This window comes from Streptomyces sp. NPDC050145, assembly GCF_044460245.1.
In the GTDB taxonomy this organism is placed as follows: domain Bacteria; phylum Actinomycetota; class Actinomycetes; order Streptomycetales; family Streptomycetaceae; genus Streptomyces.
This window is the reverse complement of sequence record NZ_JBITJS010000010.1, coordinates 315,531-329,068: the sequence shown is the minus strand read 5'-3', so window position 1 is coordinate 329,068 and position 13,538 is coordinate 315,531. Positions and strand designations below refer to the sequence as shown.

11 protein-coding genes and 1 riboswitch are annotated in these 13,538 nt (G+C 69.2%); of the genes, 7 read left to right on the top strand and 4 right to left on the bottom strand.

Going from position 1 to position 13,538, the window contains the following annotated elements:
- Nucleotides 1-209: 209 nt before the first annotated feature.
- Nucleotides 210-1,514 (bottom strand): sugar ABC transporter substrate-binding protein, encoded by a 1,305-nt coding sequence (locus ACIBTU_RS22145; RefSeq protein WP_399128025.1) that lies wholly within the window; start codon nt 1,512-1,514, stop codon nt 210-212.
- A 393-nt stretch (nt 1,515-1,907) separates the two neighbouring features.
- Between ACIBTU_RS22145 and ACIBTU_RS22140 the strand changes: the two genes are divergently transcribed.
- The 6 genes from ACIBTU_RS22140 (at nt 1,908) to ACIBTU_RS22115 (ending at nt 9,563) form a co-directional block, all read left to right on the top strand.
- Complete coding sequence (locus tag ACIBTU_RS22140) at nt 1,908-2,672, top strand: GntR family transcriptional regulator (protein ID WP_384616650.1); 765 nt, start codon at nt 1,908-1,910, stop codon at nt 2,670-2,672.
- A gap of 187 nt (nt 2,673-2,859) precedes the next feature.
- Nucleotides 2,860-3,156 (top strand): DUF3311 domain-containing protein, encoded by a 297-nt coding sequence (locus tag ACIBTU_RS22135; RefSeq protein WP_399128024.1) that lies wholly within the window; start codon nt 2,860-2,862, stop codon nt 3,154-3,156.
- Complete coding sequence (mctP, locus tag ACIBTU_RS22130) at nt 3,153-4,781, top strand: monocarboxylate uptake permease MctP (RefSeq protein WP_399128022.1); 1,629 nt, start codon at nt 3,153-3,155, stop codon at nt 4,779-4,781. The genes ACIBTU_RS22135 and mctP overlap by 4 nt, the downstream gene beginning before the upstream one ends.
- Nucleotides 4,782-4,897: 116 nt before the next feature.
- Nucleotides 4,898-5,878, top strand: a complete 981-nt coding sequence (locus tag ACIBTU_RS22125; RefSeq protein WP_399128021.1) for a nucleoside hydrolase — start codon at nt 4,898-4,900, stop codon at nt 5,876-5,878.
- Between the two features lie 37 nt (nt 5,879-5,915).
- Nucleotides 5,916-6,059: riboswitch (cobalamin riboswitch) on the top strand.
- A gap of 124 nt (nt 6,060-6,183) precedes the next feature.
- On the top strand, nt 6,184-8,544 hold the full coding sequence (locus ACIBTU_RS22120; protein ID WP_399128020.1) for a ribonucleoside-diphosphate reductase subunit alpha: 2,361 nt from the start codon (nt 6,184-6,186) through the stop codon (nt 8,542-8,544).
- Nucleotides 8,544-9,563, top strand: a complete 1,020-nt coding sequence (locus ACIBTU_RS22115; RefSeq protein ID WP_399128019.1) for a ribonucleotide-diphosphate reductase subunit beta — start codon at nt 8,544-8,546, stop codon at nt 9,561-9,563. Before ACIBTU_RS22120 ends, ACIBTU_RS22115 begins: the two co-directional genes overlap by 1 nt.
- A gap of 33 nt (nt 9,564-9,596) precedes the next feature.
- Here ACIBTU_RS22115 and ACIBTU_RS22110 read toward each other — a convergent pair whose 3' ends face one another.
- The gene (locus tag ACIBTU_RS22110; RefSeq protein WP_399128018.1) at nt 9,597-9,764 is read right to left on the bottom strand and encodes a hypothetical protein; all 168 of its coding nucleotides are present in this window, start codon (nt 9,762-9,764) and stop codon (nt 9,597-9,599) included.
- Between the two features lie 94 nt (nt 9,765-9,858).
- Here ACIBTU_RS22110 and ACIBTU_RS22105 point away from each other — a divergent pair, with 94 nt between their 5' ends.
- The gene (locus ACIBTU_RS22105) at nt 9,859-10,821 is read left to right on the top strand and encodes a helix-turn-helix domain-containing protein (RefSeq protein WP_399128017.1); all 963 of its coding nucleotides are present in this window, start codon (nt 9,859-9,861) and stop codon (nt 10,819-10,821) included.
- Between the two features lie 20 nt (nt 10,822-10,841).
- On the opposite strand, the gene ACIBTU_RS22100 is transcribed toward ACIBTU_RS22105, so the two are convergent.
- A complete protein-coding gene (locus tag ACIBTU_RS22100) occupies nt 10,842-12,224 on the bottom strand; it encodes a cytochrome P450 (protein ID WP_399128016.1) in 1,383 nt (460 codons plus the stop codon).
- A complete protein-coding gene (locus ACIBTU_RS22095) occupies nt 12,221-13,300 on the bottom strand; it encodes a multidrug MFS transporter (protein WP_399128015.1) in 1,080 nt (359 codons plus the stop codon). Before ACIBTU_RS22095 ends, ACIBTU_RS22100 begins: the two co-directional genes overlap by 4 nt.
- Between the last annotated feature and the right edge of the window lie 238 nt (nt 13,301-13,538).

The window sequence follows — 13,538 nt, the reverse complement described above, 5'->3', positions numbered from 1 at the left end:
TTCCTCTTGGGGCGGCCGGCGCCGGGGGGCTGCTTCGCGAGCGGCCCTCCTTGCGGGGTGTCCGCTGCGGTGAGCGGCGGCCCGGCGGCCTTGGTGTCGGCGGCAGTCACGTGGCTGACCTTCCTCGTTCTCAGCGAAAGGGAGAAAGGGGCCCGGGCGGGGCCGGATGACGCACCCGGCCCCGCCCGTCACCCCGGAGCCCTGAAGGCTCAGGACTCCTTGTTGATCAGCTCGTCGATCTTGGCGTCGGCGGCCTTGGTCGCGTCGGCCACGGACTTGCCCTTGAGGATGTCGAGCAGCATGTTCTTCAGGACCTCCTCCTTCTCGATCGCGGTCCAGCCCGGGGCGATCGGCGTGAACCAGGCACCCTCGACCGCGTTGGCGACCGGGGCCGTCTCCGGCTTGTCCTTCAGCGGCTGGAGCTGCTTGGTGTTGTTCGGGAGGATGTTCTTGGAGGCGAGGACCTCCTCGGACTTCTCGCTCGTGAACATGGAGATCCAGTCCTCGGCGAGGTCCGCGTTCTTCGACTTCTGCGTCACCGCGAGGTCGGAGCCGCCGATGAAGGACGGCAGGGTCTTGCCGTTCGGGCCGGGCATGGCGGCGGTGCCGATCTTGCCCTCGAGCTTCGGGTTGCCGTTGGCCTTGCCGTCGATGACGGAGCCGGCCTCCCAGCCGTTGCCGTACAGGACGCCGGCCTTCTCGTTGGCCATCACATTGGCGTGGTCCTGCTCGTCCTTGGTGATGTCGCCCTTGTTGTACTTCTTGACGAGGTCGATGAAGTGCTGGATGCCCTCCTGCGCCTTCGGGTCGGAGAGGCTGGCCTTCCACTCCTTGGAGCCCTCGTCGTACTGGGCGATCTGGCCGCCGTACGCGGCTACGTAGGACATGGCGGCGTACCAGTAGCGGCCCGGCAGGTAGAGGGAGGAGAAGCGCTTGTCCTTCTTCCCCTGCTTCGCCGTCTCCTTGTCCATCGCCTTGAGGAACGCGGCCTCGTCGGTGGGCAGCGTGTCGGAGCCGGTGGCCGCCTTCAGCATGTCCTTGTTGTAGATCGCGACGCGCGCACCGGCGTAGTAGGGCACGCAGTACTGCTTGCCCTCGAAGGTGCAGGTGTCGGTGAGGCCCTTGATCCAGCTGTCGCTGTTGTCGTACTTCTTCGGGTCGATCTCGGCGAGCGCCCCGTTGAGGATGTACTGCATGGTCTCGGTGTTGCCGAGCTCGACGACGTCGGGGAACTTGTCGCCGCCCAGGGCGGTGTCGAGCTTCTTGGCCTTGTCCGCCCACTGCTGGTACGCGATGTCGACCTTGACCTTCGGGTACTTCTTCTTGAACTGGGCGTTGACGTCCTTGACCAGTTCGGGCCAGGTGCTCTGCGCGTCCACCATCAGCCAGACGGTCACCGAGCCGGTGCGGTCCTTCGGGTCCTTGCCGGCGTTGTCGTCCTCGCCGCCCCCACAGGCCGCGACCCCGGTCATCATGGCCGCGACGCCGACCGCCGCGATGAGCTTGCGCTTCATGTCACCCTCCTCAGGGATGCCTGCAACCCCCCACCCACAGCGATGACATACGGCGAGTACGCGAAGCACGTACGCGGATACGGCTGATGGGACTGGGACCTGGTCACTAATGGTGTAGACCAGTACCGGGAGCTTGGACCAGACCAATGGGGCTGTCAAGGGTGGTTGTGAAGGGACCGTGGGTCCGTTACCGGAACGACACCCACCCCTCGGAGCACGGTCGTTGACCCCGTTCGCCCGTCCGGCGGGGTGGACTAGACCAGAGGGGCGGCGGACGATATAAGAAGGGATCACGGAGCGTGCGGGAGTACCCCGGGGCGAGCCGTGCCACGATGTGAGCCGTGACCGGCGGACGCATCGGTCGCATCGGCACCGGAGCCGGGAAGGCGGAGCATGAGCACCGACGTGAGCAGTGCGGAGAACGAGGGCGGGGCGCCTGTCCGTACCGCACGTGTGCCCAAGTACTACCGCCTGAAGAAGCATCTCCTCGACATGACGGAGACTCTGCCGCCCGGCACCCCCGTCCCCCCGGAGCGCACCCTCGCCGCCGAGTTCGACACCTCCCGCACCACGGTCCGCCAGGCCCTTCAGGAGCTGGTCGTCGAGGGCCGCCTGGAGCGCATCCAGGGCAAGGGCACCTTCGTCGCCAAGCCCAAGGTGTCGCAGGCGCTCCAACTCACCTCCTACACCGAGGACATGCGCGCCCAGGGCCTGGAGCCCACCTCGCAGCTGCTCGACATCGGGTACGTGACGGCCGACGACACCCTCGCCGGGCTGCTCGACATCTCCGCCGGCGGGCGCGTCCTGCGCATCGAGCGGCTGCGCCTGGCCAGCGGCGAGCCGATGGCCATCGAGACCACGCACCTGTCCGCGAAGCGCTTCCCCGCGCTGCGCCGCAGCCTCGTGAAGTACACCTCGCTCTACACCGCGCTCGCCGAGGTCTACGACGTCCGGCTCGCCGAGGCCGAGGAGACCATCGAGACCTCGCTCGCCACACCCCGCGAGGCCGGGCTGCTCGGCACGGACGTGGGCCTGCCGATGCTGATGCTCTCCCGGCACTCGATCGACGGTTCGGGCCAGCCTGTGGAGTGGGTGCGCTCGGTCTACCGGGGCGACCGGTACAAGTTCGTGGCCCGCCTCAAGCGCCCCATGGACTGAGCCGCCCCGCCCCCTTCTCGCTCCTCGCATTTCTCACATACGGCCCACCGGTGCCGGGTAGTTGATATCAGTACGGCATCGGTGCGTCCGTTATCCGGACAAGGGTTCCATGAGGCGAGACTCTCGCCTAGATTTCCCGGACGTTAAGCCGAGATAAATAGGGCCAGCGAGGGGACGGAACCGCTCTATGTCCAATGCGCCGGAGGCCGCGCGACCAGCGCGGCAAGCAGACACGCGGACGGTGACCCCGCTCCGTGTCGTGGTGGCCTTGTGTCTGATCGCCCCGTTCGTGGCGATGCTCTGGGTCAGCTCCTACGCCAAGGTGGACCCCGCGTTCATCGGCATCCCGTTCTTCTACTGGTACCAGATGCTCTGGGTGCTGATCTCGACGGCGCTCACGATGATCGCGTACAAGCTGTGGAAGCACGACCAGGCGTCCCGTAAGCAGGCCGCCGAGGCCTCCCAGGAAGGGGCCGGCGCGTGAACGACGGCGTCAACGGTGTCGCACTCACCGTCTTCATCCTGTTCTTCGTGGCCGTCACGGTCATGGGCTTCCTCGCCGCCCGCTGGCGGCGCGCCGAGAACGAGGCCTCGCTCGACGAATGGGGCCTGGGCGGCCGCTCGTTCGGCACCTGGATCACCTGGTTCCTGCTCGGCGGCGACCTCTACACGGCTTACACCTTCGTGGCCGTCCCGGCGGCGATCTACGCGGCCGGCGCCTCCGGCTTCTTCGCGGTGCCGTACACGATCCTCGTGTACCCGCTGATCTTCACGTTCCTGCCGCGCCTGTGGTCGGTCTCGCACAAGCACGGCTACGTGACCACCTCGGACTTCGTGCGCGGACGCTTCGGCTCCAAGGGTCTGTCCCTGGCCGTCGCGATCACCGGCATCCTCGCCACGATGCCCTACATCGCGCTCCAGCTCGTGGGCATCCAGGCCGTCCTGGACGTCATGGGCGTCGGCGGCGACGAGGGCACCAACTGGTTCGTCAAGGACCTGCCGCTGCTGATCGCGTTCGCGGTCCTCGCCGCGTACACGTACTCCTCGGGTCTGCGGGCCCCGGCGCTCATCGCGTTCGTCAAGGACACGCTGATCTACATCGTCATCGCCGTCGCGATCATCTACATCCCGATCAAGCTCGGCGGCTTCGACGACATCTTCGCCGCGGCCGGCGAGAAGTTCGCGAAGATCAACCCCGCGACCGAGAAGCCCGTCGGGGCGCTCGCACCCGGCTCGCAGGGCACCTGGACGTACGCGACCCTGGCGCTCGGCTCGGCGCTCGCGCTGTTCATGTACCCGCACTCGATCACGGCGACCCTGTCGTCGAAGAGCCGCGAGGTCATCCGGCGCAACACGACGATCCTGCCGCTGTACTCGCTCATGCTGGGCCTGCTCGCGCTGCTCGGCTTCATGGCGATCGCGGCCGGAGTCACGGTCCAGAACGGCCAGTTGGCGATCCCGCAGCTGTTCGAGGACATGTTCCCCGACTGGTTCACGGGCGTCGCGTTCGCGGCCATCGGCATCGGCGCGCTCGTCCCCGCGGCGATCATGTCCATCGCCGCGGCCAACCTCTTCACCCGCAACATCTACAAGGACTTCATCAAGCCGGACGCCACGCCCGCGCAGGAGACCAAGGTCTCCAAGCTGGTGTCGCTGCTGGTGAAGGTCGGCGCGCTCGCCTTCGTCCTCACCATGGACAAGACCGTCGCCATCAACTTCCAGCTGCTCGGCGGCATCTGGATCCTGCAGACCTTCCCGGCCCTGGTCGGCGGCCTGTTCACCCGCTGGTTCCACCGCTGGGCGCTGCTCGCCGGCTGGGCCGTCGGCATGGTGTACGGCACGGTCGCCGCGTACGGGGTGGCCTCGCCGACGCAGAAGCACTTCGGCGGCTCCGCGAAGGAGATCCCGGGCATCGGCGAGATCGGCTACATCGGCCTCACCGCGTTCGTCCTGAACGTCGTCGTCACCGTGGTCCTCACCTTCGTCCTGAAGGCGCTCAAGGCCCCGGACGGCATCGACGAGACGTCCCCGTCGGACTACACGGCCGACGCCGGCGACAAGGGCGTGAAGGTCGAGCTGCCGGCCGTCGGGACCGGCGCCGGACACTAGCCCCGCGCACCCTTCTCACAGGACGAGCCCCTCCACCCCTGGAGGGGCTCGTCCCGTTACGGTGGCCGACGATCGGCACCACCCGACGATCGGCACCACCCGCCCTGGAGGAACCCTTGACCGCACCCATCGTCCTCGACAGCGACCCCGGCATCGACGACGCCGTCGCGCTCCAGTACCTGCTCGGCACCGGCCTGTGGGACCTCAAGGCCTACACGACCGTCGGCGGCAACGTGCCCGCCTCCCAGACCTTCCGCAACGGCCGCGCGCTGGCCCGCGCCTTCGGCATCGACGGCGACGTGCCCGTGCACCGGGGCGCGGGCCGCCCGCTGACCCGGCTGCCGTACTCCGCGGCCGGCGAGTTCCACGGCGCGGAGGGCCTCGGCGCCGAGCGGCTGCCCGACGCGAGCGTCCCCGAGCAGACCGAGTCCTCGGCGCAGGCCATGCTCCGCCTCTCGCGCCAGTACGAGGGCGAGCTGACCGTGTGCGCGACGGGCCCGCTGACCAACGTCGCCCTCGCGATCACCGAGGACCCGGACTTCGCGCGGCGCGTGAAGCACCTCGTCTTCATGGGCGGGGCCGCCGAGGTGCCCGGGAACATCACGCCGGTCGCCGAGTTCAACGCCTGGGCGGACCCGGACGCCGTCGACCTCGTGGTGTCCTCGGGCATCCGGTACACGATGGTCGGGCTCGACGCGACGCACGGCTGGCGCTTCACCAAGGACCACCTGGCCGTCCTGGAGGACGCGGGCGAGGGCATGGCGCTGACCGCCCGCCTGATGCGCTACTACCTGGACGCGTACACGGAGGCCGCGGGCAGCCCGCTGCACGACCCGCTCGCCGTCGGGGTCTGCGCCGACGAGTCGTTCGTCACCGCCGCCGACGGCACCGTCGTCGTGGAGTGCGCGAGCGAACTCACCCGCGGCAAGACCGTGTTCATCCCCTACGACAGCGACTACCCGCGCGCCTACTACGCCGAGTCCCCGCTCGTCGCCGCCCGCACCGAACACCGCGGCCGGGTCGCGCTCGGCACCGGCCCGCGCGACTTCACGGCCGACTTCGTGACCACGCTCCTCAAGCAGCCCGGGGTGGCCTGACCGTCACCGCGACACAACATGTGGGCCCGGAGCGGAAGCCCGGGCACAACATGTATGCTCGCTCTCGCTGTCGTCGCAGGGGAATCCGGTGCAAGTCCGGAACTGTCCCGCAACGGTGAACGTAAGGCCACAAAGGCCCCTCACGTGAGTCCGAAGACCTGCCGACGGTGCACCCGAGCCGTCCGGCCCGGGTGTCGATACGTCAGGGCCTCGCGGAACGGGCCGGTGACGCGGGCGCCCCCTGTGCGCGCCCGGGCCACTCCTCCTTCCCGCGGGCCCCGAGCCGAGCGAGGGAGAGCCCCCCAGTGACGATCGCGCCCGCCGATCCCGCCTCAGCCCCGGTCCGTGCCGAAGCCGACGCCCCCGGCACCGCGCTGCTGCGCACGCTGACCGAGCTGACCGCCGACCTGCCCGACGCCGACCCGGGCCGGGTCGCCGCCGCGGCGCTGCGCGGCCGGTCCGCCCGGGCCGACGAGGCGGAGCTGCGCGAGCTCGCCACCGAGGCGGCCGCCGGACTGATCTCCGAGGACCCGGCCTACTCGCGGCTCGCGGCGCGCCTGCTCACCCTCACCGTCGCGGCCGAGGCCGCCTCGCAGGGCGTCACCTCGTTCACCGGCTCGGTCGCGGTCGGCCACCGCGAGGGCCTGATCGCGGACCGCACCGCCGAGTTCGTGCGCGTGCACGCCGCCGCGCTCGACGCGCTGATCGACCGGGACGCCGACGACCGCTTCGGCTACTTCGGCCTGCGCACCCTCTTCAGCCGCTACCTGCTGCGCCACCCGATCACCCGCAAGGTCGTCGAGACGCCGCAGCACTTCCTGCTGCGCGTGGCCTGCGGCCTGGCGGAGGACGACACGGTCCGCGCCCTGGACGAGGTCGCCGCGCTGTACGGCCTGATGAGCCGGCTCGACTACCTGCCCTCCTCCCCCACGCTCTTCAACTCCGGCACCCGGCACCCGCAGATGTCGAGCTGCTACCTGCTCGACTCCCCGCTCGACGAGCTGGACTCGATCTACGACCGCTACCACCAGGTGGCCCGCCTCTCGAAGCACGCCGGCGGCATCGGTCTCTCGTACTCCCGCGTCCGCAGCCGCGGTTCGCTGATCCGGGGCACGAACGGGTACTCCAACGGCATCGTGCCGTTCCTGAAGACGCTCGACGCGTCCGTCGCCGCCGTGAACCAGGGCGGGCGCCGCAAGGGTGCCGCCGCCGTGTACCTGGAGACGTGGCACTCGGACATCGAGGAGTTCCTGGAGCTGCGCGACAACACGGGTGAGGACGCGCGGCGCACGCACAACCTCAACCTCGCGCACTGGATCCCGGACGAGTTCATGCGCCGGGTGAACGAGGACCGGCCGTGGTCGCTGTTCTCCCCCGCCGACGTGCCCGAGCTGGTCGACCTGTGGGGCGAGGAGTTCGACGCCGCGTACCGCGAGGCCGAGGCCGCGGGGAAGGCGCAGAAGACGATCCCCGCGCGGGACCTGTACGGCCGCATGATGCGCACCCTCGCGCAGACCGGCAACGGCTGGCTGACCTTCAAGGACGCCGCGAACCGCACCGCCAACCAGACGGCGGAGCCCGGCCACACGGTCCACTCCTCGAACCTGTGCACCGAGATCATCGAGGTCACGGACGACGGCGAGACGGCCGTCTGCAACCTGGGCTCGGTCAACCTCGGGGCGTTCGTCGACACGGCGGCCGGGGACATCGACTGGGAGCGCCTCGACGCGTCCGTCCGCACGGCCGTCACGTTCCTGGACCGGGTCGTCGACATCAACTTCTACCCGACCGAGCAGGCGGGCCGCTCCAACGCGAAGTGGCGTCCGGTGGGCCTGGGCGCGATGGGCCTGCAGGACGTGTTCTTCAAGCTGCGGCTGCCCTTCGACTCCGAGGAGGCGCGCGCCCTGTCGACGCGGATCGCCGAGCGGATCATGCTCGCCGCGTACGAGGCCTCGACGGACCTCGCCGAGCGCAACGGGCCGCTGCCGGCCTGGGAGAAGACCCGTACCGCGCGCGGTGTCCTGCACCCGGACCACTACGGCGTCGAGCCGGTCTGGCCGGAGCGCTGGGCGGCGCTGCGCGAGCGCATCGCCGCGGTCGGCATGCGCAACTCGCTGCTGCTCGCGATCGCCCCGACCGCGACGATCGCCTCGATCGCCGGTGTCTACGAGTGCATCGAGCCGCAGGTCTCCAACCTGTTCAAGCGCGAGACTCTCTCCGGCGAGTTCCTCCAGGTCAACTCGTACCTGGTGGAGGAGCTGAAGAAGCTCGGCGTGTGGGACGCGCAGACCCGTGAGGCGCTGCGCGAGTCCAACGGCTCGGTGCAGGACCTGACCTGGGTCCCCGCGGACGTCCGGGCGCTGTACCGCACGGCATGGGAGCTCCCGCAGCGCGGCCTGATCGACATGGCGGCGGCCCGCACCCCGTACCTGGACCAGGCCCAGTCCCTGAACCTGTTCATGGAGACGCCGACCATCGGCAAGCTCTCCTCGATGTACGCGTACGCCTGGAAGTCGGGCCTGAAGACGACGTACTACCTGCGCTCGCGCCCCGCGACGCGCATCGCCCGCGCGGCGGCCCGCGCCACCGTCCCCGTCCAGGTCGCGGACCCGGACGCCGTCGCCTGCTCCCTGGAAAACCCCGAGTCCTGCGAGGCCTGCCAGTAATGACCACTCCTGCCACCGAGAAGAACCTGCTGGACCCGGGCTTCGAGCTGACCCTGCGTCCCATGCGCTACCCGGACTTCTACGAGCGCTACCGGGACGCCATCAAGAACACGTGGACGGTCGAGGAGGTCGACCTCCACTCGGACGTCGCCGACCTCGCGAAGCTGTCGCCGGGCGAGCAGCACATGATCGGCCGGCTGGTCGCGTTCTTCGCGACGGGCGACTCGATCGTGTCGAACAACCTCGTGCTCACCCTGTACAAGCACATCAACTCCCCCGAGGCGCGCCTGTACCTGTCGCGCCAGCTGTTCGAGGAGGCCGTGCACGTCCAGTTCTATCTGACGCTGCTGGACACGTACCTGCCCGATCCGGACGACCGGGCGGCCGCGTTCGACGCGGTCGAGGAGATCCCGTCGATCCGCGAGAAGGCCGAGTTCTGCTTCAAGTGGATGGACTCCGTCGAGAAGATCGACCGCCTGGAGACGAAGGCCGACCGCCGCCGCTTCCTGCTGAACCTGATCTGCTTCGCCGCGTGCATCGAGGGGCTCTTCTTCTACGGGGCCTTCGCCTACGTGTACTGGTTCCGCTCGCGGGGCCTGCTGCACGGGCTCGCGACGGGCACCAACTGGGTGTTCCGCGACGAGACGATGCACATGTCCTTCGCGTTCGAGGTGGTCGACACCGTCCGCAAGGAGGAGCCGGACCTGTTCGACGACGAGCTGCGGGTCCAGGTGACCGACATGCTGCGCGAGGCGGTCGACGCGGAGCTGCAGTTCGCCCGTGACCTGTGCGGGGACGGTCTGCCCGGCATGAACACGGACTCGATGCGGCAGTACCTGGAGTGCGTCGCCGACCAGCGTCTGCAGCGGCTCGGCTTCGCGCCCGTGTACGGCTCGGAGAACCCGTTCTCGTTCATGGAGCTGCAGGGCGTCCAGGAGCTGACGAACTTCTTCGAGCGCCGGCCCTCGGCGTACCAGGTGGCGGTGGAGGGCTCGGTCGGTTTCGACGAGGACTTCTAGGCAACCCCGGGCGGCCCGACACCCTCTTGTCTGTCAGGCGACCGTGGTGAACCGGGCCTGGTGGGACGCGCTTTCGGCGTCCTGCCGGGCCCGGCGCAGCTGTCGGTCGATCTTGCGGTCGTGGGCCATCCCGTAGAGGGAGGGGGCGGCGAGGAGGAGGAAGACGACGAGGACGGTGAGGTAGTTCATCGCTGCGTTCATGTCCTCTACTCTCCCGCCCGCCGGGCCCGCGCCCCAGTGGCAGGACTGTCATAGAACCTCGAATTCCTGCCACGTCTGAGGCACACTGGACGGCATGCTGAAAAACGTGGCGGCAGTACTCCTCGACGGTGTGCACCCCTTCGAACTCGGCGTCGTGTGCGAGGTGTTCGGCCTCGACCGCGGCAACGCGGGGCTGCCTGTGTACGACTTCGCGGTGGTCTCCGCGGAGGGCCCGGCGCTCGGCACGCACGTACCCGGCATGACGGTCTCGACGCCGTACGGCCTGGACCGGCTGGAGGAGGCGGACCTCGTCGCCATCCCCTCGGCCGGGCGGCGCTACGAGGCCTATCCCCCGGAGCTGCTCGACGCGCTGCGCCGCGCGGTCGACCGGGGCGCCCGCGTCCTGAGCCTGTGCGCGGGCGTGTTCGTGCTCGGCGAGGCGGGGCTGCTCGACGGGCGCCGCTGCGCGGTGCACTGGCGGTACGCGCGTGAGCTCGCCGTCCGCTTCCCGCGCACCCGCGTCGACCCGGACGTGCTGTACGTGGACGAGGGGCCGGTCGTGACCTCGGCGGGGACGGCGGCCGGGATCGACGCCTGTCTGCACCTCGTCCGCAGCGAGCACGGCACCGAGGTGGCCAACGCGATCGCCCGCCGCATGGTCGTGCCGCCGCACCGCGACGGCGGGCAGGCCCAGTACGTGGAGCGGCCGCTGCCGGCGACGCGCTGCGACACGGTCGGCGAGGTGCTGGCGTGGATGGAGCGGAACCTGGACCGGCCGGTGACCGTGGAGGAGCTGGCGGCGCGGGCCCTCATGTCGCCGCGGACCTTCGCGCGGCGCTTCCAGCAGGAGACCGGCACGACGCCGTACCGGTGGCTGCTGCGTCAGCGGGTGCTGCTCGCCCAGGAGCTCCTGGAGCGGACGGACGAGACGGTGGACGCCATCGCGGCGCGCGCCGGGTTCGGCAACGCGGCCGCGATGCGCCACCAGTTCATGAAGGCGCTCGGCACGACACCGAACGCCTTCCGGCGGACGTTCCGGGTGCGGGCGGCGGCCTGAGCCGTCCGCACCGGCGCGGGCTACCTGGCCCGCACCTCCAGCAGAGCCCTCTTCGGCTGCAGCGTGATCCCGATGCGGGCCGTGCTGTCCGTCCCCTCGGTCGGTGCCAGGCGCCACTTCTGCACCACCGTGCCGAGGATCAGCGACAGTTCGGCCATGCTGAAGTGGTCCCCGGGGCACTTGCGGTTGCCGACGCTGAACGGGGCGTGTGCGGCGGGGGTGACGTCGGCGGCCCGCTCGGGCAGCCACCGGTCCGGGTCGAAGGCCAGGGCGTCCCGGAACGCGCGCGGATCGCGCTGCATGGCGAGCGGGCTGTAGAGGATGTCCGTACCGGCCGGAATGCGATACCCGCCGAGTGTCGTGTCGACGGAGGCGAGCCGTGTCAGAATCCAGACCGCGGGGCGTATCCGCATCGACTCGGTGATGAGATTCCGCATATATGCGAGTTCTCCCAGATCACCGAAAGCGACCGGGCGATCCCCGCCCGTCACGGATTCAACTTCCTGACTCAGCCGGTTTTCGTGCTCGGGGTGTTCGGCGAGGAGCTGGAAGACCCATGTCAGGGTCTTCGCCACATTCTCAGCACCGGCCACGACGAGAGACACGACCTGGTCGTGCACCTCCTGTTCGTTGACGGCTTCACCATTTTCGTCGCGGTCGTCGAGCAATGCCGCGAGGAGGTCGTCGGGATTGCCGCCCGAAGCCGCCTCGGCCCGCCGCTCGGCGATGATCTCGTCGACCATGCGATGCAGATCGGCCAACGCGTTCTCGAATCGGCGATTGGCCGGAAGCGGCAGCCGGTACAGCGGCCCGAAGGAGAGGATCATCCTCCGGTACAGGCCCTCGAAGACGGTGTGCAGGGCCGTGGAGAGCCGGTCGGCGCGCTCGTCGATGGAGTCCACCTGGAGCACCGAACGCGCCACGACCCGGGTCGCCGTGCGGAAGACCTCGGCGGCGATGTCGACGGTCTGCCCGTCGCTCCACCGGTCCGCCATGCGGCGCGCCTCGTCCTCCATGACGGCGGCGTACTCGTGGATCTTGTCCATCCGGAACGCGGGCTGGACGGCCCGGCGCTGACGCCGGTGCAGCGCCCCGTTACTGGTCGCCACGCCCTTGCCGAGGAGGACGCCCATGGTGTCCCACAAGGGGCCGCCGACCGCGAAGTCGGGGCTCTTGAGGAGCGTGGCGACGAGTTCCGGATCGCACACCGCGTAGGCCGTGCGCGGGCCGAGCCGCAGCCGCACCACGTCGCCCCCGTCGCGCAGCCCGGTGAGGAAGCCGAGCGGGTCGCGCAGCAGGCTCCCGGCGTGGCCGAGCACCGGGACGGCGCCGGGCGCGAACGGCGGGACGCCGGACTCGGCCTCGCCGGCCGCCCGGTCCCGCAGGGTCGAATCGACGGTCATGCGCATTCACCCACCTGATCGGGCTGTTCGTCGCTTATGTAGGGCGGGGTGGACCGGTCGTCCCAGCTGTCCACCGCATAACGCCCTGATTCGTGATGGAACCAGTACACGGAACTGAACCAGTTCCGCATGTTCCCCACGCACGCCCTTATGGCGTCCGCGAGTTCTTTTCCGTGCTGGCCCACCTGTTCCGTGGACGCCGCCATCTGTTCGACTTCTTTTTCCGCCTCGAGGAAATCGTCGATGGTTCCCTGCACCCTTCGGCGGACTTCCACCACGGCTTCCTGAAGAGAAAGTCCCTCGTGTTTGATGAGACTTATCCCGAGGTTGTGGAGCTCTTCTCCCGCGAGTTCCTTGGGGAGCGAGCAGAGGTCGTTGTACCACGCGGCGAAATCCTGGCAGGCAAGTGCCGCACGCGTAAACGCTTCGTTCTTCCTGACCCACGCGGGCAGTTCGTACTGCGCCGAGGGCTCCAGGAGGTCGAGCCAGATCCAGTGCGCGAACGTGTTCCTGCGCAGGGCGATGTACTCGTCCACGGTGGGCACCGTGCCGGTCATCCGGTTGTGGAACTCCTGGTCGTACGCGTCGATCACGACGTGGAAGTGGCGGGCGAAGCGGGCGTTCCAGCTCCGGCCCAGGGAGCCGTAGAGCCGGTCCACGCTCTCCGCGAACCCCGCGACCAGCGGATCCTTGTGGTCCAGGTGGAGCTGCGGGGCCTCGGTGGCCGCGTGCAGCTGGACGGCGAGCCGCCGCCAGCTCGCCGTCCTCCCGTGGATCACGTCACGGTCGTGCCGGTCGTCCCAGACGAAGAACCACGCGCTGTAGTCGCAGATCGCCGACAGCACGTCGTCCGGGGCCCCGATGTAGTAGCCCGCCATCAGGTCCGTGTAGCACAGGCCATCGGCATATTTCTCCACCTTGTCGGCTGGCATCAGACGTTTTTCCAGCAGCCAGGAGCGGGTCTTCTCCTGAAGCTTGGGCCAATACGGGTGCAGGTTGCGAGGAAACGCATCCTCGATCGCCGGCAGCGCCAGCGCCGGTGGGACCACGGTCTCCGGATAAGCAGCCACGAACAAACCCCTCTCTGCCGCCTGTTGGCGTACGCCCCCAGCAGTGCCGGGCGCGCGCCGTTGCGTATCCCCGCGCTTTCTATTCAGCACTACAACTGACCGTTCTGGGAACGGATTTGCTCCCCTCACTACCCCCCGCCGCCGGAATCGTCCCCTTACATGACTGAATCTGTGGCATGAACGGCCGGTCCTGTTCGCACACACAGCCGTACGCGACCGGTTCAAGGGCACAACAGAGCGGCGC